General features: G+C 63.0%; 21 protein-coding genes. 7 read left to right on the top strand and 14 right to left on the bottom strand.

Features of this window, described 5'->3' with window-relative positions; translation table 11 throughout:
• The first annotated feature begins 21 nt into the window (after window positions 1-21).
• The 3 genes from CTATCC11996_RS00835 (at window position 22) to CTATCC11996_RS00825 (ending at window position 3,751) form a co-directional block, all read left to right on the top strand.
• Window positions 22-1,344: a solute carrier family 23 protein gene (locus tag CTATCC11996_RS00835; protein WP_034347918.1), complete on the top strand. Its 1,323-nt coding sequence runs from the start codon at window positions 22-24 to the stop codon at window positions 1,342-1,344.
• 147 nt (window positions 1,345-1,491) lie between these two features.
• On the top strand, window positions 1,492-3,006 hold the full coding sequence (locus tag CTATCC11996_RS00830; RefSeq protein WP_003071971.1) for an acetyl-CoA hydrolase/transferase family protein: 1,515 nt from the start codon (window positions 1,492-1,494) through the stop codon (window positions 3,004-3,006).
• A gap of 271 nt (window positions 3,007-3,277) precedes the next feature.
• Window positions 3,278-3,751, top strand: a complete 474-nt coding sequence (locus CTATCC11996_RS00825; RefSeq protein ID WP_003071970.1) for a PaaI family thioesterase — start codon at window positions 3,278-3,280, stop codon at window positions 3,749-3,751.
• 734 nt (window positions 3,752-4,485) lie between these two features.
• Here CTATCC11996_RS00825 and CTATCC11996_RS00820 read toward each other — a convergent pair.
• The 7 genes from CTATCC11996_RS00820 to CTATCC11996_RS00790 form a co-directional block, all read right to left on the bottom strand.
• Window positions 4,486-5,187 carry an ABC transporter ATP-binding protein gene (locus CTATCC11996_RS00820; RefSeq protein WP_003071968.1) on the bottom strand — a complete coding sequence of 234 codons (702 nt, stop codon included), beginning with the start codon at window positions 5,185-5,187 and terminating at the stop codon, window positions 4,486-4,488.
• A gap of 103 nt (window positions 5,188-5,290) precedes the next feature.
• Entirely contained in the window at window positions 5,291-6,034 is a 744-nt protein-coding gene (locus tag CTATCC11996_RS00815; protein ID WP_034347917.1) for an ABC transporter ATP-binding protein, read from the bottom strand.
• Between the two features lie 19 nt (window positions 6,035-6,053).
• Complete coding sequence (locus tag CTATCC11996_RS00810; RefSeq protein ID WP_003071965.1) at window positions 6,054-7,148, bottom strand: branched-chain amino acid ABC transporter permease; 1,095 nt, start codon at window positions 7,146-7,148, stop codon at window positions 6,054-6,056.
• Window positions 7,149-7,150: 2 nt separating this feature from the next.
• The gene (locus CTATCC11996_RS00805) at window positions 7,151-8,023 is read right to left on the bottom strand and encodes a branched-chain amino acid ABC transporter permease (protein ID WP_003071963.1); all 873 of its coding nucleotides are present in this window, start codon (window positions 8,021-8,023) and stop codon (window positions 7,151-7,153) included.
• A 157-nt stretch (window positions 8,024-8,180) separates the two neighbouring features.
• Complete coding sequence (locus CTATCC11996_RS00800; protein WP_003071960.1) at window positions 8,181-9,344, bottom strand: ABC transporter substrate-binding protein; 1,164 nt, start codon at window positions 9,342-9,344, stop codon at window positions 8,181-8,183.
• Between the two features lie 190 nt (window positions 9,345-9,534).
• Window positions 9,535-11,097 carry a benzoate-CoA ligase family protein gene (locus CTATCC11996_RS00795; RefSeq protein ID WP_003071958.1) on the bottom strand — a complete coding sequence of 521 codons (1,563 nt, stop codon included), beginning with the start codon at window positions 11,095-11,097 and terminating at the stop codon, window positions 9,535-9,537.
• A 3-nt stretch (window positions 11,098-11,100) separates the two neighbouring features.
• Entirely contained in the window at window positions 11,101-12,663 is a 1,563-nt protein-coding gene (locus CTATCC11996_RS00790; protein ID WP_003071956.1) for a 3,4-dehydroadipyl-CoA semialdehyde dehydrogenase, read from the bottom strand.
• Window positions 12,664-12,830: 167 nt separating this feature from the next.
• Here CTATCC11996_RS00790 and CTATCC11996_RS00785 point away from each other — a divergent pair, with 167 nt between their 5' ends.
• Window positions 12,831-13,733: a helix-turn-helix transcriptional regulator gene (locus CTATCC11996_RS00785; protein ID WP_034347916.1), complete on the top strand. Its 903-nt coding sequence runs from the start codon at window positions 12,831-12,833 to the stop codon at window positions 13,731-13,733.
• A gap of 6 nt (window positions 13,734-13,739) precedes the next feature.
• Here CTATCC11996_RS00785 and CTATCC11996_RS00780 read toward each other — a convergent pair whose 3' ends face one another.
• From CTATCC11996_RS00780 to CTATCC11996_RS00765, 4 genes are all read right to left on the bottom strand, one after another.
• Window positions 13,740-15,416 carry an acyl-CoA dehydrogenase family protein gene (locus CTATCC11996_RS00780; protein WP_003071952.1) on the bottom strand — a complete coding sequence of 559 codons (1,677 nt, stop codon included), beginning with the start codon at window positions 15,414-15,416 and terminating at the stop codon, window positions 13,740-13,742.
• A 95-nt stretch (window positions 15,417-15,511) separates the two neighbouring features.
• On the bottom strand, window positions 15,512-16,345 hold the full coding sequence (locus CTATCC11996_RS00775; RefSeq protein WP_003071950.1) for a M48 family metallopeptidase: 834 nt from the start codon (window positions 16,343-16,345) through the stop codon (window positions 15,512-15,514).
• 37 nt (window positions 16,346-16,382) lie between these two features.
• Window positions 16,383-17,255 carry a DMT family transporter gene (locus tag CTATCC11996_RS00770; protein ID WP_003071948.1) on the bottom strand — a complete coding sequence of 291 codons (873 nt, stop codon included), beginning with the start codon at window positions 17,253-17,255 and terminating at the stop codon, window positions 16,383-16,385.
• A gap of 109 nt (window positions 17,256-17,364) precedes the next feature.
• Window positions 17,365-18,060: a helix-turn-helix domain-containing protein gene (locus CTATCC11996_RS00765; RefSeq protein WP_003071946.1), complete on the bottom strand. Its 696-nt coding sequence runs from the start codon at window positions 18,058-18,060 to the stop codon at window positions 17,365-17,367.
• Between the two features lie 106 nt (window positions 18,061-18,166).
• Between CTATCC11996_RS00765 and CTATCC11996_RS00760 the strand changes: the two genes are divergently transcribed.
• The 3 genes from CTATCC11996_RS00760 (at window position 18,167) to CTATCC11996_RS00750 (ending at window position 21,619) form a co-directional block, all read left to right on the top strand.
• Window positions 18,167-19,525 (top strand): AmpG family muropeptide MFS transporter, encoded by a 1,359-nt coding sequence (locus CTATCC11996_RS00760; protein ID WP_003071944.1) that lies wholly within the window; start codon window positions 18,167-18,169, stop codon window positions 19,523-19,525.
• 124 nt (window positions 19,526-19,649) lie between these two features.
• Window positions 19,650-20,399: a response regulator gene (locus CTATCC11996_RS00755; RefSeq protein WP_034348012.1), complete on the top strand. Its 750-nt coding sequence runs from the start codon at window positions 19,650-19,652 to the stop codon at window positions 20,397-20,399.
• Window positions 20,399-21,619: a HAMP domain-containing sensor histidine kinase gene (locus CTATCC11996_RS00750; RefSeq protein ID WP_003071941.1), complete on the top strand. Its 1,221-nt coding sequence runs from the start codon at window positions 20,399-20,401 to the stop codon at window positions 21,617-21,619. The genes CTATCC11996_RS00755 and CTATCC11996_RS00750 overlap by 1 nt, the downstream gene beginning before the upstream one ends.
• A gap of 54 nt (window positions 21,620-21,673) precedes the next feature.
• Here the strand turns inward: CTATCC11996_RS00750 and CTATCC11996_RS00745 are convergent, their stop codons facing one another.
• The 3 genes from CTATCC11996_RS00745 to CTATCC11996_RS00735 are packed head-to-tail and all read right to left on the bottom strand — an operon-like array spanning window position 21,674 to window position 25,394.
• The gene (locus CTATCC11996_RS00745) at window positions 21,674-23,011 is read right to left on the bottom strand and encodes a UDP-glucose dehydrogenase family protein (RefSeq protein WP_003071938.1); all 1,338 of its coding nucleotides are present in this window, start codon (window positions 23,009-23,011) and stop codon (window positions 21,674-21,676) included.
• Window positions 23,008-24,018 carry an NAD-dependent epimerase gene (locus tag CTATCC11996_RS00740; protein WP_003071937.1) on the bottom strand — a complete coding sequence of 337 codons (1,011 nt, stop codon included), beginning with the start codon at window positions 24,016-24,018 and terminating at the stop codon, window positions 23,008-23,010. Before CTATCC11996_RS00740 ends, CTATCC11996_RS00745 begins: the two co-directional genes overlap by 4 nt.
• Window positions 24,015-25,394 carry an ArnT family glycosyltransferase gene (locus CTATCC11996_RS00735; RefSeq protein WP_050878818.1) on the bottom strand — a complete coding sequence of 460 codons (1,380 nt, stop codon included), beginning with the start codon at window positions 25,392-25,394 and terminating at the stop codon, window positions 24,015-24,017. The genes CTATCC11996_RS00740 and CTATCC11996_RS00735 overlap by 4 nt, the downstream gene beginning before the upstream one ends.
• Window positions 25,395-25,411: the final 17 nt, after the last annotated feature.

Below are 25,411 nucleotides of genomic sequence, written 5' to 3'. Positions count from 1 at the left end.
ATATCTCCAAGGAGCGATGGGATGGGAATGTTTCAATGGACGGAGCGATCGTCCGATGTCTTGCAGGGCGGTGGCGTCATCGGCCCAGATGAGCGACTGCCCTGGACGCAGACCGGTTTGATGGGTATCCAGCACGTGATCGCCATGTTCGGCTCCACGGTGCTGGCTCCCATCCTCATGGGGTTCGATCCCAATCTGGCGGTGTTGATGAGCGGCATCGGCACGCTGATCTTCTTTCTCATCACCGGCGGCAAGGTGCCCAGCTATCTGGGCTCTTCCTTTGCCTTCATCGGCGTGGTCAACATCGCCACCGGCTATGTGGCCAGCCAGGGTCCTGCCAACGCCAATATCGGTGTGGCGCTGGGCGGCATCATTGCCTGCGGCTTTGTCTACATGCTGGTCGGCCTGCTGGTGCAGATGGTGGGCACGGCCTGGATCGAACGCTTCATGCCGCCCGTGGTGACGGGCGCCGTGGTGGCCATCATCGGCCTGAACCTGGCCTCGATTCCCATCAAGAACATGGCCTCCAACAACTTCGAGTCCTGGATGCAGGCGCTGACCTTTGTCTCCGTGGCGCTGGTGGCCGTGTTCACGCGCGGCATGCTGCAGCGCCTGCTGATTCTGATTGGCCTGATCATTGCCAGCGTGCTCTACGCCGTCTTCACCAACGGCCTGGGCTGGGGCAAGCCCGTGGATCTGAGCGGCGTGCTCAATGCCGCCTGGTTCGGCATTCCCAGCTTCCATGCACCGGTGTTCACCAGCAATGCCATACTGCTGATCGTGCCCGTGGTCATCATCCTGGTGGCCGAGAACCTGGGCCATATCAAGGCCGTGACTGCCATGACGGGCAAGAACCTGGACCAGTACATGGGCCGGGCCTTCATCGGTGACGGCGTGGCCACCATGGTCTCCGGCGCAGCCGGCGGCACGGGTGTGACCACCTATGCCGAAAACATCGGCGTGATGGCGGCGACCCGCATCTACTCCACGGCCGTGTTCTTCGTGGCGGCCCTGCTGGCCGTGCTGCTGGGCTTCTCGCCCAAGTTCGGTGCGCTGATCCAGGCCATTCCCCTGCCCGTCATGGGCGGTGTCTCCATCGTGGTGTTCGGCCTGATCGCCATTGCCGGCGCCAAGATCTGGGTGGACAACAAGGTGGACTTTTCCGACACCAAGAATCTGATCGTGGCTGCCATCACCCTGATTCTGGGCACCGGAGAATTCACGCTGAGGTTCGGCGAATTCGCGCTGGGCGGCATTGGCTGCGCCACCTTCGGCGCCATCATCCTGTACGCACTGCTGACCATGGGCGAGCGCAAATCTGAAACCAAGGTACAGGCCAAGTGAGTGCCAACATGTAATCGGGGGAACATTCCCCTGACAGCAGCGCGGGGCCTTTGCCGAGAGTTCCGGTATTAATGTTCCGCGCTGGTAACATTTCTCGCTGGAGATATGCCGCCCTACCCGGGCGGTTTTTTTTAGTTGGAGCATGCAATGTCCATCGCAGATCGCGTACGTTACCCAGAATTCCTCTCGCGCGTCATGACGGCCGAAGAGGCCGCCGCCCTGATTCCCCACGGTGTCAATGTCGGCATGAGCGGCTTTACCGGAGCCGGCTACCCCAAGGCATTGCCCCAGGCCATTGCGGCCCGCGCCAAGGCCGAGCATGCCCAGGGCAAGCCCTACAAGATCAATGTCTGGACCGGCGCGTCCACCGCCGCCGAGTGCGACGGCGTGATGGCCGAAGCCCATGCCCTGGGTCAGCGCCTGCCCTTCAACACCGATCCCATCGCGCGCAAGGCCGTGAACTCGGGTGAGATCGACTTCATCGACATGCACCTGTCCCATGTGGCGCAGCATGCCTGGTTCGGCTTTCTGGGCCATATGAACATCGCCGTGATCGAGGTGCTGGGCGTGACTGCCGACGGCCTGCTGATCCCGTCGACGGCCGTGGGCAACAACAAGACCTGGCTGGAGATCGCCGACAAGGTGATTCTGGAGGTCAACACCAAGCCGCCGGCCCGGATGGAGGGCATGCATGACATCTACTACGGCACGGCCATCCCGCCGCGCCGTATGCCCATCAACATGACGCATGCCGACGACCGTATTGGCGATGCCTACCTGAAGGTGGACCCCGCCAAGGTTGTCGCCGTGGTCGAGACCCACAAGGGTGACCGCGACAATGTGTTTGCCACACCGGACGAAAACTCTCAAAGAATAGCTGGCTACATCATCGACTTCCTGGCCCACGAGATGAAGATGGGCCGCCTGCCCAAGGAAATGCTGCCCATCCAGTCGGGCGTGGGCAATGTGGCCAATGCCGTGCTGGCCGGACTGCTGACCGGCCCGTTCGAGAACCTGCTGGGCTTTACCGAAGTGCTGCAGGACGGCATGCTGGATCTGCTGCGCGCTGGCAAGATGAGCAAGGCCTCGGCTACCTCCATCTCGCTGTCTGCCGCGGCCTACAAGGATTTCGAGGACAACATCGACTTCTACCGCGAGCGCATCATCCTGCGCCCGCAGGAAATCTCCAACCATCCCGAACTGGTGCGCCGCCTGGGCATCATCGCCATGAACTCGATGATCGAGGCCGACATCTACGGCAACATCAACTCCACCCATGTCATGGGCACGGGCATGATGAACGGCATCGGTGGCTCGGGCGACTTTGCCCGCAACGGCTACCTGTCCTTCTTTGTCACGCCTTCGGTGGCCAAGGACGGCAAGATCAGCTGCATCGTGCCCATGTGCTCGCATGTGGACCACACCGAGCATGACACTCAGATCATCGTCACCGAGCAGGGGCTGGCCGATCTGCGTGGCCTGTCGCCCAAGCAGCGTGCGCAAGTCATCATCGACAAGTGTGCCCATCCGGACTATCGCGCCCAGCTGCAGGATTACTTCGACCGCTCGCGCCAGCAGGGTGCACAGCACACGCCGCACATCCTGACCGAGGCGCTGTCCTGGCATCAGCGCTTCATGGACAAGGGCGATATGCGTAGCTGAGCTACCCCCTGAGCCGCTGCGCCTGGGAGGCTCCGCGGCTTCCCTCAAGGGGGACGACACCCTCGCTGCGGGGCGGCGGGGCCGCCTAGGCCCTTGCTTGGTGTCTCTGACTCGGGGCGTGGGTGCACTGTCCGCTATGCCACATGGCTTGAGGCATTGACTGGGAGCTGCTGCCTAGTCCGCTTGGTGCTGGCGTCTGCTGCTCCAAGTCCTTAGCATCGAAGGACGCTCTGCAAGGAGCGTCCTTTTTTCATGCACCACAAGGACTGGTATGGCGATCTGGACCCGAGAGCTCGATCTGAAAGCGCTGAACGCAGGCAGCGCAAACACTGCAATTTCCCATCTGGGCATTGAGTTCACCGAATACGGCGACGACTATGTGCGCGCCCGCATCCATGTGGATGAACGCACCTGCCAGCCCTATGGCATCTTGCACGGCGGCGTCAGCGTGGTGCTGGCCGAGACGCTGGGGTCGATGGCTGCGGCCTGCAGCATTCCAGAAGGCTACCGCTGCGTGGGCCTCAGCGTGACCGCCAACCATGTGCGCGCAGGCCGCAAGGGCAGCTGGATCACCGCCACGGCGCGGCCCACGCACCTGGGGCGCACCACGCATGTCTGGGCGGTGGAGTTGCGCGATGAGGAAGGCAAGCTGACCTGCAACTGCAGCCTGACGATGGCAATCCTGCCGCCTGAGGCAGCGAAGAATGTGCGACTGGATGCGGCTTCGTTGGGCGGAGTGCAGTAGGTTTTGGTTTGCGAGACCGCTTTGTTTTTAGGGCAGAGGCCGGGACTCGCCCCGGCAGGCGAGTTACGTTTCTTGCTCGCACAAGAAACGTAACCCAAAGAATGCGACCCGGATGTCTGCGTCCCTGCGCTTCGCTCCGGGCAAACCTGTGTCACGCAATTCAGACCGCGGTGCGGCAAAACTCGCTGTGTGCTGGCGCACTCCGCTCAAACACGTTGCCGCAAGTCAGAGCACGAAGCATTGGCACTCTTCGGTGCCAATGCCCGCAGCCTGAGCTGCGTGCCGCAGGCGCAGCCAGACGGGTGAAAGCGGGGTCGGACGGCCTGCGAGAGTTATAACGAAATTGGCTTCTAGCGCTTATACAGATTGCGGTAACAGCTATCAGTTTGATAAAGAATCTCTGGTATTGTCCCTTTTGACCACGCCTGCGACGGCTGCCTCTTGGGGCTGGCAGTTGCACCGCAGAGTGCAACTGCATCGTCATCACTTTTACGGCAACGTGTTTGAGTGAAGCGCTGCAAGCGCGCAGCGAGTTTTGCCGTACAGTCACAAGAGGTTGACAGCGCAGGTTGCCCGTAGGCGAAGCCGGAGGGTCGTGGGCAGCAGGGGAAGGCTCTTTGCCTACTTTCTGGCAACAGAAAGTAGGTCGGCCGGCGGGCCGAGACCCGCCCTCTGCCGTAAGTTAAAAAACATAACGTGGCCATGGAAGAACGGTTTAAAAAACCTTTCCCCGCTCAAACCCCCAGCAACACCGACAACTTCTCCGGCTGCTGCAGCAGATCCGCAGACTGAGCCTGCAAGGCCAGCCGGCCTTTTTCCATCACCACGGCCTTGTCGGTATGGGCCAGCACCTTTTTGTAGTCGCGGTCCACGATCAGCGTGGAGATGCCGGTCTCGCGGATCTGGGCAATCACGCGCCAGATTTCGGCCACCACCAGCGGAGCCAGCCCCTCGGTGGCTTCGTCGAGAATCATGAGGCGCGGGTTGGTCATCAGCGCGCGGCCGATAGAGACCATCTGCTGCTCGCCGCCCGAGAGCTGATCGCCGCCGTTGGACAGACGTTCCTTGAGGCGAGGAAAGGTTTCAAGCACGCGCTCGTAGGTCCAGCCCCGGCTGTCGTCCAGGCCGGCTCTGGCACTCATCAAGAGGTTTTCCTTGACGGAGAGGTTGGGGAATACGCCGCGCCCTTCGGGGACATAGCCAATGCCGAGACGCGCCATTCTTTCGGGGGCGGAATTCGTGACTTCCTTGCCATCGGCAAACACCCTGCCCGAGCGCGCCGCCACATAGCCCATCAGCGTGCGGATCAGCGTGGTCTTGCCCATGCCGTTGCGGCCCAGCAGGCCCACGGCCTGGCCCTGAGGCAGATCCAGCGAGACGCCGTGCAGGATATGGCTGTCGCCGTAAAAGCTGTGCACCTCCTGCAGGCTGAACATGGCATGGTTCGAAGCCCCGGAAAGTGGGCGCGTGTTTGTGCCGTCCCCCTCCCGCGCAGCGAGAGAGGGGGAAGCGGCAGAGCCGCTCAGGGGGTGCCTTGTTTCAAGCATGCTCGTCCTCTCCCAGATAGGCGGTGCGCACGACCGGGTCGTTGCGAATCTGATCGGGCGTGCCCGTGGCCACCACGCTGCCGTTGACCATGACGGTGATGCGATCGGCAATGCGGAAAACGGCATCCATATCGTGCTCCACCAGCAGCACGGCATGCGCGGACTTGAGCTCCTTAAGCAGCTCCAGCATGCGTTCTGTCTCTTCGGCGCCCATGCCTGCCAGAGGTTCGTCCAGCAGCAGCACACGCGGCGCCGTGGCAAGGCACATGGCTACCTCCAGCTGACGCTTGGCACCATGGCTCAGGCTGCCGGCAATGCGCGCAGCTTGCTGGGCAAGACCGGTGCGATTCAGTGCAGATTGCGCCCGCTGCATGCTGGCCGCGCAATGCTGGGCCGACTCCCAGATGCGCCAGGGCCTGGGCAGCGCCTGGGCCTGGGCTGTGAGCCGGCAGTTCTCCAGCACCGTGAACTCGGGGAAGATGGTGGTGCGCTGGTAGCTGCGGCCGATGCCGGCCTTGGCGCGCTGCGGCTGCGGCATCTGGGTGACGTCCCGGCCTTCAAGCGCAATGCTGCCGCTGCTGGCCGCTATCTCGCCTGAGAGCATGTTGATCAGCGTGGACTTGCCTGCGCCGTTGGTGCCAATGACGGCATGGACCTCGCCCTGGTGCAGATCCAGGTCCACATTGTTCACGGCCACCAGCCCGCCAAAGCGCCGCGTCAGGCCGCGCACGGACATCTTGGGAGCATTGCCTGTATCAACCACGGTCTGCTCCTTGCTCGATAGCTGCTGGCGATTTATCCGTCTGCGCTGCTACCTTCTTCTGCCATTTGTCGTTGATGCCTACCAGCCCCTTGGGCAGCAGCGCGACCAGCGCGATGATGGCAAGGCCCAGCGTCAGTTGCCAATGGTCCGCAGCATTGCCCACGATGGCATGGGTGCTCAGCAGCTCCTTGAGCAGCACAAAGGTGATGGTGCCCAGCACCGCTCCGCGCAGCGAACCCACGCCGCCCAGAATCAGCATCAGCAGGACTTCACCGGAGTGGTGCCAGGCCAGCAACTCGGGGTTGACCACGGCATCGCGTGCGGCCAGCAGAAAGCCCGCCAGCCCCGCCAGCGCACCGGCAATCACAAAGCCGGCGAGCTTGTAACCGTAGGTGGTGAAGCCGGCAGCGCGCATGCGCTGCTCGTTGACCCGGATACCGGCCAGCGCATGCCCGAAGCGAGAGTGGCGCAGCATGGCGATGAAGGCGTAGACCAGCACCAGGGCTGCCAGCACCACGTAGTACTGCGTGGTGCTGCTCTCCATGTCCAGTGCTCCAATGGCCGGTCGCTGCATCAGGTAGATGCCGTCGCTGCCGCCAAAGTAGCCCACGTCGTGCACGACAAAAAACGCCAGTTGCGCGAACGCCAGCGTGACCATGATGAAGTACACGCCCTTGGTGCGCAGACTCAGGGCGCCGACCACCAACGCATACAGGCCTGAGACACCGACGGCGGCGCCCAGCATGATGAGAAAGTTGCTGCCGTCCTGGCCGGCGGCCTTCACCGCCGCGTAGGCGCCGAGGCCGAAGTAGGCCGCATGGCCCAGGCTGACCAGCCCAGCGCCGCCCACCAGAATGTGAAGACTGAGTGCAAAGATGGACAGGATCATGATCTTGACGACCAGATCGGAGAGATAGGCCGACCAGAAGGGCTGGGCGGCCGCCAGCAGCACTGCGGCGGCCAGCGGCAGTGCCGTGCTCACCCAAGGGCTTCTGGAGCGTATGGGGCGGCTCTGGTTGGTGACTGCAGGAGCCTCGGCGTAAGCCTGGTTGGTATTGGGCAAGGGAGTGGAGGATGTATTGCTCATGTTCAGCTCCGTTTTCCGAGCAAACCCTCAGGTCGCCATACCAGGATCACAGCCATCAGCAGATAGATGCTCATGCCGCTGAGTTCCTGAAAGAACACCTTGCCGAAGGTATCCACAAAGCCCACCAGCAGCGAGGCAATCAGCGCGCCGGTAATCGATCCAATGCCGCCGATGACCACCACCACAAAGCAGATGATGAGCACGCTGGAGCCCATGTTCGGATAGACCGAACTCATGGGAGCAGCAATCATTCCGGCCAGGGCTGCCAGGGCCACGCCCACGGCGAAAACGATGCGGTACAGGCGCTTGATGTTGATGCCCAGGCCGCGCACCATGTCGCGGTTGCTGGCACCGGCGCGAATCATCATGCCCAGACGCGTGCGGTTGACGGTGTAGTACATCAGCAGCGCCACCAGCAGGCAGGCGGCGGCGGCAAACACGTTGTACCAGGGGTACTGCATCATGCCCATCAGAGGGAAGCTGCCAGCCAGCCAGGCCGGCTTTTCCACGCCATGCACATCGTTGCCCACAAGGATGGCGCGCAGGCCTTCAAACACGAGGATCAGACCATAGGTCATCAGCACCTGCTGCAGGTGATCGCGCTCGTAGAGAAAGCTGAAAAAAGCCCATTCGAGAAAATAGCCCAGCACCACAGCCAGCACCACGCCGACCAGCAGCATGGCGATGAAATGCTGGCCCAGATAAGGTGCGAGCGAGAACGCCACATAGGCACCGATCATGTAGAAGCTGCCATGGGCGAGGTTGATCACCCCCATGATGCCGAAGATCAGCGTCAGGCCGGAGGCCAGCAGAAACAGCAGCAGTCCGTACTGAACAGAGTTCAGACACTGCACCAGAAAAGTGGCGAGATCCACGGCAATCCTTGTTGAAGCGGGAGGGCTGAAGCAGCGGCAGCTACCGCCCGGCGAATCGTGGATTCGCGTTGGAGACGAGGCGCTCTGTCTGGGCCGGAACCGAAGGTGCGGCAAGCGCAGAGCTGCGACGTATCCAGGGCGGCAGGGCCCGCGTCTATTACATGCGGCAGCCGCGGGCCGGGTCCGCCAGCGCCTTCACCGCCACGCTGATCTTCTTGTTTTCCTTGCCATCGACCTTGCGCAGATAGATGTCCTGCACGGGGTTGTGTGCCTTGCTCAAGGTGAAGTCGCCGCGCGGGCTGGCAATCGTGGCTTTTTCGATGGCGGTGCGGAAGACATCCTTCTTGCCGATGTCGCCGCCGGCCGCCTTCAGGCCCACGGCCAGCATCTGCGCAGCGTCATAGCCTTGCACGGCATAGACATCGGGCTGCAGCTTGTAGTTCTTGGCGTAATTGGTGCGGAAGGCCTGGTCGCGCGCCGTGCCCAGTTCGTCGGCATAGTGCAGCGTGGTCAGCATGCCCTGGGCAGCCTCGCCCTGAGCGTCCAGCGTGCCGTCGGTCAGAAAGCCCGGTCCGTAGAGCGGAATGGTTTTGGACAGGCCCGAGGCGTGATAGTCCTTGACGAATTTCACGGCACCTGCGCCTGCAAAGAAGGAGAACACTGCATCGGGCTTGGCCGCTGCGATCTCGGTCAGCAGAGCCTGGAATTCGACGTTGGGAAACGGCAGCGTCAGCTGCTTGCTGACCTTGCCACCACTTTTCTCGAAGCCTTCCTTGAAGCCGTTGACGGCCTCTTCGCCGGCAGCGTACTTCCAGGTAAGGGTCATGGCATTTTTCTTGCCTTCCTTGGCCGCAACCACGCCCATGGGGTAGGCCGTCTGCCAGTTGGAGAAGGAGCTGCGGAAGATATTCGGAGCACACATGGGGCCGGTGACTGCATCGGCTCCTGCATTGGGCACGATGAGCACGGTGCCGCTTTCCTTGGCGGCCTTGGCCATGGCCATGGCCACGCCGGAGTGCACGGTGCCGATGATCACGTCGACCTTGTCGCGCTTGATGAGGCGGTTGACGTTGTCCGTGGCCTTGGCGGGATCGGATTCGTCGTCGACCTTGAAGTATTCGATCTCGCGCCCGCCCAGCTTGCCGCCTTGCTCGGCTACCTGCATGCGAAAGCCGTTCTCGATCGCCACGCCCAGCGCTGCATAAGTGCCGCTGAAAGGCAGCATGAAGCCGACCTTGATCTTCTCCTGCGCCATGGCGCTGCTGCCGCTTGCGGCGGCAGCCAGTGCGATTGCGCTCCATATTGCCCATTGCTTGCTCATGCTTGTCTCCTGCTGGTTGATGGACGAATGCCGGCTTACTCTCAGATCAACGGTTATGACTGGCTGTGGTGCTGGGGTTGGCACTGATGCACGAGCGCACTCTAACAACTTTAGGTTTAAAGCAATACCAGCGATTGCCCTAGTTTGTGACTACTGTTTTGATAGCTTCTTGCAACCTTGCGATAAGCAATTAGCGTGGCTTGGATTCCAGCTCACGCAAGCGAAAGCGCTGGATCTTTCCGGTTGCGGTCTTGGGCAGCTCATCGACAAATTCAATGAAGCGCGGGTATTTGTAGGCGGCCAGCCGGCTCTTCACAAAGGCCTTGAGTTCGTCCTCGCTGGCGCTCTGCCCGGGCTTGCACACCACATAGGATTTGGTCTTGGTCAGGCCCTGCTCGTCGGTCACGCCGATCACGGCCGCTTCCAGCACCGCGGGGTGCTGCTGCAGCGTGGATTCGACCTCGAAGGGCGAGACATAGATGCCGCTTACCTTGAGCATGTCGTCGCTGCGGCCTGCATAGGTGTAGTAGCCCTCTGCATCGCGCACATATTTGTCGCCGCTCTTGAGCCAGACGCCCTGGAAGGTGTCGCGTGTCTTGTCACGGTTGGCCCAGTACATCAGGGCGGCGCTCGGGCCCTTGATGTAGAGGTCGCCAATCTCGCCATCGGCCACGGGCTGGCCGTCCTCGCCGCGCAACTCCACCACATAGCCTGGTACAGGCTTTCCTGTGCTGCCGTAGCGTATGTCGTCCGGGCGGTTGGAGATGAAGATGTGCAGCATTTCGGTGGAGCCGATGCCGTCCACGATATCGGCACCGAAATGGGTCTTGAAACGCTGGGCAATCTCGGCCGGCAGGGCTTCGCCGGCCGAGGAGCACATGCGCAGGCTGACCTGTTCGCGTGCCGGCAAGGCGGTGTGAGCCAGCATGCCTGCAAAGCCCGTCGGCGCACCGAAAAACACCGTGGGCTGGTGTTCGGTCCAGCGCCTGAAGGTGGCTTCCGGCGTGGGGCGCTCGGCCATCAGCACCACGCTGGCGCCTACGCTCAGGGGGAATGTCAGGGCGTTGCCAAGACCGTAGGCGAAGTAAAGCTTGGCGGCGGAAAAGCAGACATCGCTTTCGCTCAGGCCCAGCACCGGCTTGCCATACAGCTCGGCCGTCCAGTAGGGGTTGGCGTGGGTATGCACTGCCCCCTTGGGCTTGCCGGTGGAGCCTGAGGAATACAGCCAGAAGCCGGGGTCGTCGCCCATGGTCCTGGCGGCATGGGCCAGCGGCGTTTGTTGCTGCAGCCAGGGCTGCAGCGGCTCGAAGGCCGGTGGCAGGCCTTGCGGTGCCTCATCGGGCCTGGCGACCCAGATATGGTTGACCTCGTGCTGCGCCTGCTCCAGGGCCTGCTGCACCACGGGAACCAGCGCGCCATTGGTGAAAATCGCCTGCGCACGGCAATGCTCGAGCATATAGGCGTAGTCGGCAGCAGTGAGCAAGGTATTCACCGCCACCGGCACCACGCCTGCGTACATGGCTCCGAGAAAGGAGATCACCCACTCGCGCATATCGTGCATGACCAGCAGCACGCGCTCCTCACGATGGATGCCGGCGGCGAGCAGGCCATGCGCCAGGCGGCGCGCCTGCTCCTGCAACTGCGCATAGCTGAGCGTGCCCTGGTCATCGGTGTAGGCGTTCTTGTCACCCCGGCCCTGGTTGATCTCAAACAGATGCTGGGCGAAGTTGAAGGGCTGGCTGAAGTCGGTCATGGCTCATGCTTCCGTCGTTTCGGCCAGTGCCTGCAGAACCTGCGGTGCAGCTTGTATGGCGCTTTTGCGATGATAGAAATCCAGAGCCCGCAGGCCGCCGAGTTCGGAGCCGCCTCCGGCGCGGCCCGGACCGCCATGCAGGGACTGGGGCATGACATTGCCGTGACCGGTATGCAGCTTGGCGACAGCGGGTGTGACCACGTGCACGCGGCCGTGGCTGGCTGCGAGATCGGTGGCGGCTGCGGCCAGTGCCTTGTCGTCATCGCCGTAGATTGAGCAGACCAGCGAGCCCTGTCCGCGATGTGCAAGTGCCAGGCCATGGGCCAGATCGCGGTAGGGCAGGAGCGTGGCCACGGGGCCAAAGACTTCCATGTCATGCACGAGTGCACTGCCATCGGGGTCCTGTGTTCCCAGCAGCACGGGCTGGGCGCAGGCGGCAATCGCCGGGTCGGCATCGAGCAGCGCATTGCGCCGGCCGTCATGCAGGACCGTGGTGTGTTCCAGCAAGCGGCCCAGGCCTTGCTGCACGCTGTCGTACTGCTCGCGGCTGACCAGAGATCCCATGCGCACGGCGTCGTTGCGCGGGTTGCCCACGGAGATCTTCGCCAGCTGCGCACTGATGGCCTGGGCCAGGTTGTCATACAGGGCCTGCGGCACCAGCACGCGGCGTATGGCCGTGCATTTTTGGCCGGATTTGACCGTCATTTCGCGCACCACTTCACGCGCTAGCAAGGCGGCGGCTTCGCTGTCCGGGCCATGGCCGGGCAGCAGCAGCGCGCAGTTCACGCTGTCGGCCTCGATATTGCTGCGCACCGAATGGCGGCTGATGGCCGCGTGCGAGCGTATGGTCGCAGCCGTGTCCGCAGACCCTGTGAAGGAGACCACATCCATGGGTTGCAGCTGATCGAGCAAGCCGGCGGCACTGCCGCAGACGATGGACAGCGCTCCCGGCGGCAATATGCCGGCATCGATCACATCCTTGACCATGCGCTGAGTCAGCCAGGCGGTGGCCGTGGCCGGCTTGACGATGACGGGCACGCCCGATAGCAGGGCCGCAGCCGCTTTTTCCCACAGCCCCCAGGCAGGGAAGTTGAAGGCGTTGATGAACAGCGCCACGCCGCGCGTCGGGACCTGGATATGCCTTGACAGAAAAACGCCGTCCTTGGCCAGTGCCACGGCCTCTCCATCGCTCAGGTGCCGGGTAGCGCCCAGCGCTGCCCCCCATCTGGCGTATTGGCTCAGCGTGTAGATGCCGCCATCCACATCGACGGCGGTATCGTTTCTGACGGTGCCGCTGTTGGCGGTGGAAATCTCGTAATACGCATCGCGCCGGCTTTGCAGCACGGTCGCGATATCGGCCAGCAGCCTGGCGCGCTCCGCGTAGCTCAGCGCGCGCAGCGCCTTGCCGCCAGTATCGCGTGCGAAGGCAAAGGCGGCAGCCAGATCAAGCCCGGTGGCATCGACACGCACCAGCTCGGCCCCCAGTACCGGGTCGCGTAACAAACTGCCCGGGCCGCTGCCGGTTTGCCAGCGGCCAGCCACATGGTTGGCCAGTAACTCAGTCATGGGGGTCTCCTGAAGTGCTGTTCTGATCAGCATCAAATTTTCGATGAAACATGCAATATTGTGCGTGCAATCAAAAGATAAATACGAGACAATGCAGTGTCAAGCAATATATTGCATGATTCGCGTTAACCCCGACTGTTTATCATTCACGGCCTCTGAGGAGCTTTATGGATCAGTTAGACATGGCATCCGCGCTGGTTGCGGAAGGGGATGAGGCGGGCAAAAGCCCGCTGCTGCAGGCCTTGGGCGAGAGGGTGCGCAATCTGCGCGCGCGCCGCGGTCTCACGCGCCGTGGGCTGGCCTCTGCCGCCGTGGTGTCGGAGCGGCATCTGGCCAATCTCGAATACGGCACGGGCAATGTCTCCATCCTGGTGTTGCAGCAGATTGCAAATGCACTTCAGTGCAGCATGGCCGAGTTGCTGGGTGATGTGACGACTGCCAGTGCCGAATGGTTGCTGCTGCGTGAGCTGCTGGAAGGCCGCAGCGAAGCCGACTTGAAGCGCGTGCGACTGGCCGCCGGGGAGATTCTGGGTACCGCACCCATCGGCGATCCGCACCGGGCTTCGCGCGTTGCCCTGATAGGCCTGCGCGGCGCGGGCAAGTCCACGCTGGGGCGCATGCTGGCCGAGCAGTTGAATGTGCCGTTTCTCGAGCTGAACCAGGAGATCGAGCGAGTGGCGGGTTGCAGCGTGCGCGAGATTTATGACCTCTATGGAGCTGGCGCCTATCGTCGTTACGAGCGCCGCGCACTGGAAGAGGCCGTGCAGATCTACAGCGACGTGGTGATTGCCACCCCGGGCGGCATTGTCTCGGACCCCGCAACCTTCAACGAACTGCTCAGCCACTGCACCACGGTCTGGCTGCAGGCCCAGCCCGATGAGCATATGAGCCGTGTCGTGGCCCAGGGCGATACGCGGCCCATGGCGGCCAACCCCGAGGCCATGGATGATTTGCGCCGTATTCTGGACGGTCGATCGGCCTTTTATTCCAAGGCCGATCATATCTTGGACACCAGCGGAAAGAGCGTGGCGCAAAGCCTCAAGCAGCTGAAGGCGCTGGTCGCCGCATGACTATATTCAGGCGGGCAGGGCGCGCTCAAGTATGGCTGCAATGTCGAGCCCAGCCGGGTCGAACGCTCCGACCACCATGGCCCCGCCTTGTGCGCCCAGGCGGGTGTGGATGAAGCCATTGGCCATGGCCGCGGGCGCGTGCCTGTGCATCAGGCAGGCCTGGGCCAGCAGACACAAGTCCTGCACCAGTCGGCGCGCTTGCGGCTCCAGTGCATCAGGGGGCGCAGACAGGCGCCTGGCCAGCGATTGCGCCATCGCCGCCAGCAGGGGCTGGTCGGCAGCCATGTCGCCGAGATCCTGCAACAGCAGGCGCGTGGCTTCGGGCTCGCGGCCCATGGCGCGCAGCACATCGAGGCACATCACATTGCCCGAGCCTTCCCAGATGGAGTTGACGGGCGCTTCGCGGAACAGGCGCGCGACGATGCTGTCCTGCACATAGCCGTTGCCGCCAAAGACCTCCATGGCTTCACCCGTGATCTCCACCGAGCGCTTGCAGACCCAGAACTTGGCGGCCGGAGTCATGATGCGCTTCCAGGCGCGAGCCTGCAGATCGCCTTCGGCCTCCAGCTCATAGGCCTGCGCCAGATGCATGGCGAGCTGCATGGAGGCTTCGCTTTCGAGGGCCAGGTCCGCGAGCACGGTGGCCATCAGCGGCTGATCCGCGAGATGTTGGCCAAAGGCCGATCGCTGGCGCGCATAGGCAATCGACTGCACAGTGGCGCTGCGCACAATGGCCGCACTGCCCAACACGCAGTTCAGCCGCGTGTAGCTGGCCATCTCGATGATGGTAGGAATGCCGCGTCCTTCCTCGCCCATGAGAATGCCCCAGGCATCCTGCAGCTCCACTTCCGAGCTGGAGTTGCTGCGGTTGCCGACCTTGTCCTTGAGGCGCTGCACACGCACGGGGTTCTTGCTGCCATCGGGGCGCCAGCGCGGCACGAAAAAACAGGCATGGCCGCCGAGCTCACCGCTTGCCGTGGCCATGCGTGCCACCACCAGATGGGCGTCGCACATGGGGGCCGAGAAAAACCATTTGTGGCCGCGCAGCAGATACTCGCCGCCGCGGCCGCCCTCATGCACGGGATGGGCCACCGTGGTGTTGGCGCGCACGTCCGATCCGCCCTGTTTTTCCGTCATCCCCATGCCTATCCAGATGGATTTTTTCTGGCTCAAGGGCAGATCGCGCGCGTCGTACTCGTAGCTGAACAACTGGGCTTGCAGCTGGCTCCAGAGCAGGGGCTCTTTTTGCAGCACAGGGATGGCCGCCGTGGTCATGGTGGCTGGACATAGAGTGCCTTGCTCCACCTGGCCATGCAGGTAGAAACCGGCGGCCCAGGCGCTCCAGCGACCGCGGCTCGGGCTCTCAAAGGGCAAGGAGATCAGACCCTGCTCGCGATACAGCTCCATGAGGCGATGCCAGCTGGGGTGGAATTCCACGGCATCGAGCACACGTCCGCGTGCGTCAAAACGCTGCAGCTCGGGGGTATGGCGGTTGGCGAGTTCGGCATGCTCCCAGTTCTGCTTCTCGCCAAGCTGCTGCGCAAAGCGGCTCAGGGCCGGAGCAAAGCCCTGGGCCTGCTGGCGCTGCAGCACTTCCTGCAAGGCCGTATCGACCTGCAGCAGGTTGATGTCGGTCAGCTCATCGAACTGGTTGAAGACGTCATGGGTGTCCAGGGCCTGCATGCGATCACTCCTGTGGCTGTGCGCTTGTCACAGGCCAATATAGAGCGCGTAATGGTTGACGCAAAGCGGGTTTTCAACCGCCTTGTCACCTGTGCTCAGCGCCTGCGTGCCTGCTCGTACAAGCCCATGACGCGCGGCACATTCCCCTCCAGCTGACGTATGCGATCGGGGCCCGTCGGATGCGTGGAGAGAAAGCCTATGCCGCCTTCGCCCGTGGCCTGGCCCATCTTGCGCCAAAGGCTCACGGCGGCCTGCGGGTTGAAACCGGCGCGGGCCGCGAGCTCCAGTCCGACCAGATCGGCATCGCTTTCGTCGTTGCGGCTGAATTTGAGGCTGAGCAACTGGCCGCCCAGACGTGCCGCGGCATTGCCGATATCGCCCAGGCCCAGCAGTTGCGCGCCTAGCGATATGCCTATGCTGGTGGCCTGATTCTTGGCCAGCTGCTCGCGCGAATGCTCGCGCAGGGCATGGGCCATCTCGTGGCCCATGATCATGGCGATCTCGTCGTCCGTGAGCTTGAGCTGGTCGATGATGCCGGTATAGAAAGCGATCTTGCCGCCGGGCATGCAGAACGCGTTGATCTGCTTGCTGCCTATGAGATTGACCTCCCAGCGCCACTGGCTGGCGCGCGGGTTCCATTGCGCGGCATAAGGGATGAGGCGCTGGGCAATGCCGCGCAGGCGCTGCAGCTGCGGGTTGCCGGCGTCTGCCAGCGCTCCCTGGGCCTTGGCCTTTTGCAGCAGCTCCTGGTACTGCTGGGTCGCAGAGTTTTCCAGCGTCTCGGCCGGCACCAGCTGGCGCATGACCGATGCCTTGCCGACCTCCACCTGAGCCTGCGCTGGCGCGTGCATCAGCGCTGCGCAGGCCAGGGCGAGCAGCAGGCAGTTGCGGGTGGCGGGCAGGTGCAGGGATGAGATGAGGGCGTGCATAGACGCCAAGTCTATGCGAGCTGGAGTCTGCCTCTGGTCAGACGGTTTCTGTAGTCTTGCGCTCTGCCTGCACCACCAGCCACAGACCGCCGATCACGCCGAGAAGACCAAGCACGGACCACCAGGCCGGCCGCTCGCCCACCACCAGCAGCGACAGCGCAAAGGCGGTGATTGGCTCGGCCTTGCTCAGGGCCACGCCGGTCGCGGCAGACATGCCGCGCAGGCCCACGGAAAACAGCAGATAGGCAAAGCCTGTGGCGACCATGCCCAGATAGATCACCACGGCCCAGCCTTCGGCGCTGATCTGCAGCGGCCCGCCCAGCCAGGCCGAAACGGGCAGCGACAGCAGGGCCGCACAGGCAAACACCCAGGCATTGACCGTGGCCACACGCAATTGCATCACCAGGGCCTGATTGACCAGAGCGTAGGCGGCGTAGGACAGGCCGGCGAGCAGGCACAGGGCCATGCCCGCCCATGGCAGATGCTGTCTGTCGCTGGCGGCCAGCGCCATGACGATGCCTCCGCCCACGCCGGTGCAGGTGCCCAGCCACCACTGAGGGCTGGGCATGCGCTTGTGCACCACGGCCTGCATCAGACCGGCCCAGATAGGGCCGCTGCCTATGGCCAGCGCCGTGCCCAAGGCCACGCCGCTGGCCTTGACGCCGGCAAAGAAGCTGAGGTTGTAGACAGCCATGCAAAGGCCGCAGAACAGCACCCGCGCCCAGCGCATGGGTTGGCGCGCATGGCCTCGGTCCAGCAGCAGCGCCAGCGCGACAAAGAACAGCGCGGCCATGACCATGCGCAGGCCGCCCACCCAGTAGGGCGAAAGCTGAGCCGGGGCGAAATGCTGTGCCGTGCCCGTGGTGCCCCAGAGCATGGCGGCGGCCAGCACCAGCCCGACAGGGCCCAAGGCGCTGCGGGGCGAGGGAGAAGAGAGAGCGGAAGTAACAGACATGAGTGAGCCATCATGCGCGGGCCCGGGCCGCCCATCTGTCGAGAAACGCTTGAAGTGGGCCGACTCAGCGTTGCTCGCGCAGCTGGCGCGATGTCACACCGCGCTCGCGCCGCAATGCATAGGCCAGGGCGCTGGCCGACGCGTAGCCGCAGAGCAGGGCAGTCGCTTCAAGTGCGGTCCCCTTTTTGAGCTGCAGCACGGCGGCATCCAGACGCAGGCCGCGCAGCCAGTCCTGCGGGGTGCGGTCCGTCAGCTCCACAAAACGGGCATGGAACTGGGCCACGCTCAGATGCACCAGGTTCGCCAGTCGGGCCGTGGGCCAGCTCTCATGCAAGGCGGCCTGTACCTGTTGCTGCAGCAGCAGCAGATCCAGGCCGCGCCGCTGCAGCAAGGTTGGAGCCTGCAGCACCAGCGCCATCTGAGCGGCGGCCGACAGGCTCGATTGCGGAAAGCGCAGCGCCGGGGGCACGGCAAAGCGGCGCAGCTTGTCCAGCCCCTGGGCCATGGGCGCATCGATCACCAGTACCTGGGTTTGCGGTGCGGCCAGATAGCCATGGTCGGCACCGGCGGGGATGACCATGCCGCAGGCGCTGTCGACAAAGCTGGGTCTGCCGGCCACCTCCAGCTCCATGCGGCCCTGCAGCGCAAACAGAATCTGGGCGTAGTCATGGGCATGGGCCTGGTGCTCGCCGCTGTAGCTGCGCACCGATGCCTGTGCCTGATCAAGCACAGGGCGCAGGGATGCGGTGTCACGGCTCATGGCTAACCTTGCTTACTTACAGAAAGAGACGGCGGTCACGGTAATGGTAGCGCCCGGCGACTGGCGCGGGCAACCGATAATGCCCTCTGCCTCAGAGAACCAGACCATGACCGAGTCGTCCCAAACAAGCACCAGCCCCACTTCCGCAGATGTCGTCATCAAGCCCAAGCGCAGCTGGAGCCAGGCCTTCAAGGTCTATGCCCAGCCCACCAGCTTGCGCATGCTGGCTTTGGGTTTTTCGGCCGGCCTGCCGCTGCTGCTGGTGCTGGGCACCTTGAGCTTCTGGCTGCGCGAGGCGGATATCGATCGCACGACGATAGGATTCCTGAGCTGGGTGGGTCTGGCCTATGCATTCAAATGGGTATGGTCTCCGCTGGTGGATCGCCTGCCCCTGCCGGGGCTGACGCGCATGCTGGGGCGTCGCCGCAGCTGGCTGCTGTTTTCACAGCTGCTGATTGTGGCGGGCCTGCTCGGCATGTCGTTCATGGACCCCAAGCAATCGCTGCAGCCGCTGGTGTGGTGCGCGGTGCTGGTGGCTTTCGGCTCGGCCACGCAGGATATTGCGCTGGATGCCTATCGTATCGAGTCTGCCAAGCTCGACGACCAGGCGGCCCTGGCGGCCACCTACCAGACCGGCTATCGCCTGGCCATGATCTGGGCCGGCGCCGGCGTGCTGTGGGTGGCGGCGCAGGTGCAGGGGGATGTGCAGGGCTATATGGTGCAGGCCTGGCATGTGGCCTATACGGCCATGGCGGCAAGCATGCTGGTTGGCATGGTCACGGTGCTGCTCTCGCCCGAGCCTGAAACCCGTCCCATGGCACCGGCGCGCAATGCGGCCGAGTGGATCAAGGGTGCGCTGATTGCTCCGTTTGCCGACTTCATCGGCCGCTACCGGTGGCAGGCGTTGCTGCTGCTGGCTCTGATCGGCCTGTATCGCGTGAGCGACGTGGTCATGGGCATCATGGCCAATCCGTTCTATGTGGACATGGGCTACACCAAGGAAGAGGTGGCTGCCGTGACCAAGGTGTTCGGTGTCATCATGACGCTGCTGGGCGGCTTTGTGGGCGGCACCATGGCCGTGCGCTGGGGCGTGATGCGTGTGCTGATGCTGGGCGCGGTGCTGTCGGCTGGCACCAATATGCTGTTTGCCTGGCTGGCCACGCGCGGCCACGATGTCTCGGCGCTGGTCTGGGTGGTCAGCGCCGACAATCTGGCGGGTGGCATTGCCTCGGCGGCCTTCATCGCCTATCTGTCGGGCCTGACCAATGTGCAGTACTCGGCCACGCAATATGCGCTGTTCAGTTCGATGATGCTGCTGGCGCCCAAGTGGCTGGCGGGCTTCTCGGGGGTGTTTGTCGATGCTTATGGTTACGAGGCGTTCTTCCACACCACGGCACTGATGGGCTTCCCCGTGCTGCTGCTGATTTTCCTGGCATCCAGAGTAAAAATGGGCTCTGACGCTTGATGGATAAGCGCTGACAGCTATTGTTTTTGAGCGGCTCGGCGTTTACCCAACTTTACGCACCAGACAAGAGCAGGTCACCTGCATGCTGCAGCATGGCGTCTTGAAGAAATACCGAGGCGCGAGCATGACTACACTGCCCCCTATGAGCACGCACCAACTTCTGATGATTGAGGACGACGTTCGCCTAGCGCAAATGGTGAGCGATTATCTGGGCAATAACGGCCTGGAAGTGACCCATATGGCTGACGGCAAGAGCGGCCTGGAACAGCTGCAGCCCAGCGATGGTGGCTCGGTCGAGCTGCCCGACCTGGTGATCCTTGACCTGATGCTGCCCGATATGGACGGCCTTGAAGTCTGCCGTCGTATACGTTCCATGCCCGGTACTCCGGCACAGGTCCCCGTGCTGATGCTGACCGCCAAGGGCGATCCCATGGACCGCATCATCGGTCTGGAACTGGGCGCCGACGACTATCTGCCCAAGCCTTTCGAGCCGCGCGAGCTGCTGGCCCGTATTCGCGCCATCCTGCGCCGTAAAGGCAGCGAAAGCCAGGCGGCCCCCGCCAATGCCGTCATGCGCTTCGGCAGCCTGGAAATCGATCGCGATGCCCGTACCGTGTCGGTGGGCGAGCAGCAGGCCGATCTCACCTCCTACCAGTTCGACCTGCTGGTGGCACTGGCCGAGCGCGCCGGTCGCGTTCTGACGCGCGACCAGATCATGGAAGCCGTTCGCGGCCGCGAACTGGAGGCGTTTGACCGCTCCATCGACGTGCACATGGGCCGCATCCGTGCCGCGATCGAGGCCGACCCCAAGGCTCCCAAGCGCATTCTCACGGTGCGCGGTGTGGGCTACGTTTTTGCCAAGCAACAAGACTGATGAAGCTGCTGCATGCGTTCTCCCAGCGCCTGTATCTGCGCATCTGGCTGGCGGTGGTGGTCGGCGTGGCCGTGCTCACCCTGTGCGTGGCATGGGCCTGGAATATTGCCGAAGAGCAGCGCGCCCAGAACAGCACCACGCCCCCTTCGCGCGAGATGGTGCTCAAAGGCCCCGAGGGAGAGGTTCTGGTGGAGGGGCGTGGAAACCGTATCTCCGGCTCTCCCGTAGATGGCGTGCGTTTTGAAATTGCCGCCCGGGACGGGCAGGTCTATGAGCTATGGATGGCGCCACGTGAGTGGCGTGAGGGCCGCCCTCCCCCGCGTGATGGTGCCGTCGCCTTCTGGCTGCGGCCGCCGTTCGGCTTTCTGTGGATGCTGGGCCTGGTCGGCGTGGCGGTGGTTGTGGGCGTGTTCCCCATCATTCGCCGTCTGCTCAAGCGTCTGGAAAACCTGCAGCGCGGTGTCAAGCGCTTTGGCGAGGGCGACCTGTCGGTGCGTGTCCCCGAGCATGGTCACGATGAGGTGGCGGATCTGGCGCACCAGTTCAACGCCGCTGCAGCGCGCATAGAGACCTTGATGACGTCTCACAAATCTCTGCTGGCCAATGCCTCGCATGAGCTGCGTTCGCCGCTGACGCGCATCCGCATGGGCCTGGAGTTCATGGGGGACGATCCGGCCAGTGCACGCGCCAAGGCCGAGATCCAGCGCAATATCGGCGAGCTTGACCAACTGGTCGACGAGATCCTGCTGGCCAGCCGCCTGGACTCCAGCGAGGTCGATGTGGGCACGGTGGAGTCGGTCGATCTGATCGGTCTGGCGGCCGAGGAATGCGCGCGCATCGATGCCGATCTGGAGATGCAGACCGATGGTCCGCTTGAGGTGCAGGGGATCGCGAAATTGCTGCGCCGCGCCGTGCGCAATCTGCTGGAGAATGCGCGCCGCTACAGCGAGGGTGAGATCACTCTGTCCCTGTCCAAGCAGGACGGCATGGCGTTGATCCGTGTCGAGGATCACGGCCCTGGAGTTCCCAAGGCGCAGCGCGAGCGTATCTTCGAGAAGTTCTATCGTCTGCCTGGGGCCAGCGAGAGATCCGGCGGTGTGGGCCTGGGTCTGTCGCTGGTGCGTTCGATCGCCGAGCGGCATGGAGGCACGGTGCACTGCGAGGCACGCAACGACGGCCGTAGCGGTGCGAGCTTTGTGATCAGCCTGCCATTGGCCTGAGCAGCAGTTCAAGAAAAAAGCCCCGCAGGTTTCAGCCTGCGGGGCTTTTTTGTTTCAGCGCGGCAGTTGGGCGGGGCGGCCTATGGAGACATAGCCCAGGCCATGGCTGGCAGGCAGGGCAGGCTCGTAGAGGTTGCGGCCGTCAAAAATCATTTTGTCGTGCAGCGTTGCGGCCAGCAGGTCGAAGTCCGGCGCACGGAAGATCTGCCATTCGGTCACGATGGCCAAGCTGTCTGCATCCTGCACGGCAGCCAGAGGGCTATCCACCAGCTGCAGGTCGGCCCGCTCGCCGTAGATGCGGCGCGCTTCCTTCATGGCAACAGGGTCGTAGGCTTTCACCTTGGCACCGGCAGCCCAGAGCGACTCCAGAAGATTGCGGCTGGGCGCTTCTCGCATATCGTCGGTATTGGGCTTGAAGGCCAGGCCCCAGACGGCGATGGTCTTGCCTTCAAGCTGGCCGTTGTAGAAGGCGCTGATGCGCTCGAACAGCACATTGCGCTGGGCATGGTTGCGGTCCTCTACGGCATTGAGCAGCAGGGGCTCGAACTCGACCTCCCTGGCAGTGTGTATCAGCGCCTTCACATCCTTGGGAAAGCAGCTGCCGCCATAGCCCACGCCCGGGTAGATGAAGTGATAGCCGATGCGCGGGTCGCTGCCAATGCCGCGGCGCACGGCCTCCACATTGGCTCCCAGCTTTTCCGCCAGGTTGGCAATCTCGTTCATGAAGCTGATCTTGGTCGCCAGCATGGCATTGGCTGCATATTTGGTCAGCTCGGCGCTTCGGACATCCATCATCACGATCTTGTCGCGATTGCGGTTGAAGGGGGCGTAGAGCTCGCGCAGCTTGGCTTCGGAAGCCGGGTTGCCGGTGCCGATGATGATACGGTCCGGGCGCTGGCAGTCGCCCACGGCCGCGCCTTCCTTGAGAAACTCCGGATTGGACACCACGTCGAACGGGTATTGCACATTGCGCTGTGCAAGGCCTTCGGCAATCACGGCCGAGACCTTGTCCGCCGTTCCCACGGGCACGGTCGATTTGTTGATGACGATGCGCGGGCCGTCCATGTGCCTGGCAATGGTGCGGGCAACGGCCAGCACATATTGCAGGTCGGCGCTGCCGTCTTCATCGGGCGGCGTGCCCACGGCCAGAAAGATCAACTCGCTGTGTGCCACGCCTTCGGCGGCATTGGTGGTGAACTGCAAACGGCCCAGTTGCTGGTTGTTGGTGACGAGTGCATCGAGGCCAGGTTCATGGATGGGGATCTGGCCGGCCTTGAGTGCCGCGACTTTCCTCTCATCCACATCCACGCAAAGCACCTGGTGGCCCACATCGGCCAGCACGGCGCCTTGCACAAGACCGACATAGCCGGTACCAAAGACAGTAACTTTCATACGCGATAAAAAGAGCGATACCAATCCACAAAATGCTGCACGCCCGTGGCCACGGGCATGGCTGGCGAGAAGCCGACCCAGGCTTGCAGGGCGCGCGTGTCGGCCGAGGTGCTGTGCATGTCCCCGGGCTGTATGGGCAGCATTTGCTTGCGGGCGGTAATTTGCAGGGATCCCTCCAGTGCCGCGATGTAGTCCATCAGCACGGTGGGCGCGTTGTTGCCGATATTGAAGATGCGATAGGGCGCGGTGCTGGTGCCAGGGTTGGGGTTCTGGCTGTCATAGCCGGCATCGGGCGTGGCGGGCTTGTCCAGCACGCGCATGATGCCTTCGACGATATCGTCGATATAGGTGAAGTCGCGCACCAGCTTGCCTTCGCCATAAACATCGATGCGCTCGCCCGCCAGTATGGCCTTGGTGAACTTGAACAAGGCCATGTCGGGGCGGCCCCAGGGACCGTACACCGTGAAGAAGCGCAGGCCTGTGGTGGGTATGCCGTACAGGTGCGAATAGGTATGAGCCATCAGCTCATTGGCCTTCTTGGTGGCTGCGTAGTAGCTGATGGGGTGGTCCACCGCGTCGCTTTCGGCAAACGGCATCTTGGTGTTGCCGCCATAGACGCTGGAGCTGCTGGCATAGACCAGATGCCCGACCTGGTGCTTGCGGCATCCTTGCAAGATATTGCCAAAGCCCAGCAGATTCGAGTCGGTATAGTCGTCGGGCTGATCGATGGAGTAGCGAACACCGGCCTGCGCGGCCAGATGGAGCACCTTGGAGGGGGCCGCTTGGGCAAACAGGTTGGCCATGCCTTGCCGGTCCGCTACATCGAGCTCCACAAAGCGGAAGTGGGCATGCGGACGCAACTCGGCGAGGCGGGCATGCTTGAGTGCCACGTCGTAGTAGTTGTTGAGGTTGTCGATGCCAACCACGGGCACGCCCTGCTCAAGCAGTCGCTTGGCGCAATGCATGCCGATAAAGCCGGCACAGCCGGTGATCAGAACGGGATTCATGGGGCAATCCAGAGATATTGGTATTGCGCAGGTGTTGCGCTGGCAGGCATTTTCTCGAAAGGGATGCTCAGTGTCTGCACTGCGGTTTTTGTCTGTGTGGTGAAGATGCCGGCCCACCAGCCCTCCACGGGCTTGTCGGCGCGTGTAATCAATAGCAGACCGCCTGCGGCATCGGTGTCGGCCTGAGACAGACATTGCCTCAGCTGTGCGCCATCAGAGCAGCTCAGGGCGTAGGCTTGCGGGAACTGCGAATGCAGCATCGCAGCCATCATATGGTCGGAGCCAACGATGACTCCCTTGCCGTCATAACCAGCCTTGCGCAGTTCCTGGGCCAGGGCCTTGACCGGATGGTTGAGCTCGTCGGGATCGTTCTTGCGACTGCCCTGCCAGGGGCGCAGTGTTGCCATGATCAGAAAGATCAGCGCAAAGACGACGACGAAGGTGGTGAACATCCGGCCCACGCCTTGCTCCAGAAGCGTCGGACGCCAGACATAGAGGGCCAGGGGTGCAATGGCTATCAGAGGCAGCATCCATCGCTGCTTGAAGTCTGTGACATCTGCCGCCAGCACCATGGCCAGCAGGCAGATGGCAATGATGAGCAGGTAGTTGCGCAGCAAAGGCCAGGCCCAGACCTGGCCCGGTAAAGACGCTTTGGTTCCGGGCTTCCAGAGTCTGGAGCGATAGCTGACCAGAGCGGCAATCAGCCACAGGCCCAAGGTCGAAAGCAGGGCCTTGAGCAGATTGCCCAGACCCGTCAGATACGAGGCCTCGGTGGAGATGGACATCTTCTGCACGGTTTCGGTGGTTGCCATGCCCCAGTGCGAAGCCAGCCAGAAGCCATGGGGCGCAAACACCAGCAGTCCCACCAGCGGAGCCAGCCACCAGCCACTGGCGAAGATGGCGCGACGCACCTGTGCCACCGTCATGGAGGCCAGGAACAAGGCGCCAATGAGCATGGCATAGCTGTATTTGGACAGCATGCCCAGACCGCAGAAGAGGCCGATCAGAACAAAATTGATGGCTTGCGGCCTTTGCACCTGGCGCAGCACAGCCCACCATAGACCCATGGTCATCGCCGTCACCATCACCGTATGGGTTTGATCGCGCAGCGAGTCCCAGCCGAAGGGGGGCATCAGCAGCAGACCTGCGGCAACCCACCAGGCACCTTTCTGACCCAGCAACTGCCGGCCAGCCAGCCATGCCAGGCAATAGGTCAGGGCGATCAGCAGGTGTTTGAGCAGAGCCAGAGCCAGCACCGAAGGGCCGAGAATCTGGCAGACCGCCCATTGCATCCAGGTATACAGAGGCGGTTGCGGGCCGTAGCCCAGCTGTAATTGCTGGGCCCAGAGAATCTGTTCGGATTCATCCCATTTCATGCCCGCCGAAATGCAGA

The sequence above is a fragment of the Comamonas testosteroni ATCC 11996 genome (assembly GCF_000241525.1).
Classification (GTDB): domain Bacteria; phylum Pseudomonadota; class Gammaproteobacteria; order Burkholderiales; family Burkholderiaceae_C; genus Comamonas; species Comamonas testosteroni.
The sequence above is the reverse complement of the archived record's forward strand: the minus strand, read 5'-3'. Positions and strand labels throughout refer to the sequence as shown.

Coding starts and splice junctions, on each gene's coding strand:
- CTATCC11996_RS00835 (WP_034347918.1), top strand. CDS start 22: ATGGGAATGTTTCAATGGACGGAGCGATCGTCCGATGTCTTGCAGGGC.
- CTATCC11996_RS00830 (WP_003071971.1), top strand. CDS start 1,492: ATGTCCATCGCAGATCGCGTACGTTACCCAGAATTCCTCTCGCGCGTC.
- CTATCC11996_RS00825 (WP_003071970.1), top strand. CDS start 3,278: ATGGCGATCTGGACCCGAGAGCTCGATCTGAAAGCGCTGAACGCAGGC.
- CTATCC11996_RS00820 (WP_003071968.1), bottom strand. CDS start 5,187: ATGTTCAGCCTGCAGGAGGTGCACAGCTTTTACGGCGACAGCCATATC.
- CTATCC11996_RS00815 (WP_034347917.1), bottom strand. CDS start 6,034: ATGTCCGTGCGCGGCCTGACGCGGCGCTTTGGCGGGCTGGTGGCCGTG.
- CTATCC11996_RS00810 (WP_003071965.1), bottom strand. CDS start 7,148: ATGAGCAATACATCCTCCACTCCCTTGCCCAATACCAACCAGGCTTAC.
- CTATCC11996_RS00800 (WP_003071960.1), bottom strand. CDS start 9,344: ATGAGCAAGCAATGGGCAATATGGAGCGCAATCGCACTGGCTGCCGCC.
- CTATCC11996_RS00795 (WP_003071958.1), bottom strand. CDS start 11,097: ATGACCGACTTCAGCCAGCCCTTCAACTTCGCCCAGCATCTGTTTGAG.
- CTATCC11996_RS00790 (WP_003071956.1), bottom strand. CDS start 12,663: ATGACTGAGTTACTGGCCAACCATGTGGCTGGCCGCTGGCAAACCGGC.
- CTATCC11996_RS00785 (WP_034347916.1), top strand. CDS start 12,831: ATGGATCAGTTAGACATGGCATCCGCGCTGGTTGCGGAAGGGGATGAG.
- CTATCC11996_RS00780 (WP_003071952.1), bottom strand. CDS start 15,416: ATGCAGGCCCTGGACACCCATGACGTCTTCAACCAGTTCGATGAGCTG.
- CTATCC11996_RS00775 (WP_003071950.1), bottom strand. CDS start 16,345: ATGCACGCCCTCATCTCATCCCTGCACCTGCCCGCCACCCGCAACTGC.
- CTATCC11996_RS00765 (WP_003071946.1), bottom strand. CDS start 18,060: ATGAGCCGTGACACCGCATCCCTGCGCCCTGTGCTTGATCAGGCACAG.
- CTATCC11996_RS00760 (WP_003071944.1), top strand. CDS start 18,167: ATGACCGAGTCGTCCCAAACAAGCACCAGCCCCACTTCCGCAGATGTC.
- CTATCC11996_RS00755 (WP_034348012.1), top strand. CDS start 19,650: ATGACTACACTGCCCCCTATGAGCACGCACCAACTTCTGATGATTGAG.
- CTATCC11996_RS00750 (WP_003071941.1), top strand. CDS start 20,399: ATGAAGCTGCTGCATGCGTTCTCCCAGCGCCTGTATCTGCGCATCTGG.
- CTATCC11996_RS00745 (WP_003071938.1), bottom strand. CDS start 23,011: ATGAAAGTTACTGTCTTTGGTACCGGCTATGTCGGTCTTGTGCAAGGC.
- CTATCC11996_RS00740 (WP_003071937.1), bottom strand. CDS start 24,018: ATGAATCCCGTTCTGATCACCGGCTGTGCCGGCTTTATCGGCATGCAT.
- CTATCC11996_RS00735 (WP_050878818.1), bottom strand. CDS start 25,394: ATGAAATGGGATGAATCCGAACAGATTCTCTGGGCCCAGCAATTACAG.